Consider the following 745-nt stretch of genomic DNA (forward strand, 5'->3'; position numbering starts at 1 on the left):
GATACCCGTTCTCCAAAATCAATCTTGCCACCATTGCCGGTGTTGCCTTATCACTCCATGTCGCTTCAAAAATAATGGTGTTCAGCTCAGTACGAAGAATATCGGTTAAATTTTTTGGTCTTTCAGAGTAGGGCACCTCATCGGGCACCCCGTTCATCATGTCGATAATGAGTTCAGCGATTGCCTTTTCTCCCCGTTCTGGCTTCCGGTAGCCTGCCTGCCAGACTGCCTCGGTGATATCAGCAGGATCACCCCAGACCGAAGCGATGATTTGGGTGAGGTGGAAGGCGTTATTGATCATTGTTATTCTCTCCACTTTCCAACCAGTTAAAGAGTTGCTGTATATTCTGGGCGTCTATTACTCGTTGCCCTGTATCCAGAACTTTGACTGTTATTTGGGTGCCTTCAATATCGACAGCCTCTTCCCCTATAACTGTTGGTAATTTTTCTTCCTGTTGAATCTGCTCATCTGCCTTCTTCAATAACCCGCTCGCCCATTCTTTCCCGTCATCAATATGACCAGCCAACCCAATTTCATTTTGTGCGTTATCGATGCTTATCATTATTCTTTACCTCGCTTATTACGTGCTTTCTTCACCGGTGTTAATTTCACTTCGGCCACTTTGGGCGCGGGTGGCAGAAGAGGGCAGATGCCCTCATGAATATGTTGGTTACGTCTCATGCGGTGGATAATCCGCTGCGTGTGATCCCTGCCGTCGTCAATGTGGAATGTGGCCTTAACAAG

At 47.1% G+C, this 745-nt stretch carries 3 protein-coding genes; all 3 read right to left on the reverse strand.

Annotated elements, in window-relative coordinates:
• The coding region (locus Xhom_RS25165) for a hypothetical protein (RefSeq protein WP_099140136.1) at positions 1-301 on the reverse strand (301 nt) is incomplete at its 3' end.
• Positions 291-563: a hypothetical protein gene (locus Xhom_RS25170; protein ID WP_069316160.1), complete on the reverse strand. Its 273-nt coding sequence runs from the start codon at positions 561-563 to the stop codon at positions 291-293. The genes Xhom_RS25165 and Xhom_RS25170, both read right to left, overlap by 11 nt.
• The coding region (locus Xhom_RS31765; RefSeq protein ID WP_169928581.1) for a hypothetical protein at positions 563-745 on the reverse strand (183 nt) is incomplete at its 5' end. The genes Xhom_RS25170 and Xhom_RS31765, both read right to left, overlap by 1 nt.

It is taken from the genome of Xenorhabdus hominickii (genome assembly GCF_002632725.1).
In the GTDB taxonomy this organism is placed as follows: domain Bacteria; phylum Pseudomonadota; class Gammaproteobacteria; order Enterobacterales; family Enterobacteriaceae; genus Xenorhabdus; species Xenorhabdus hominickii.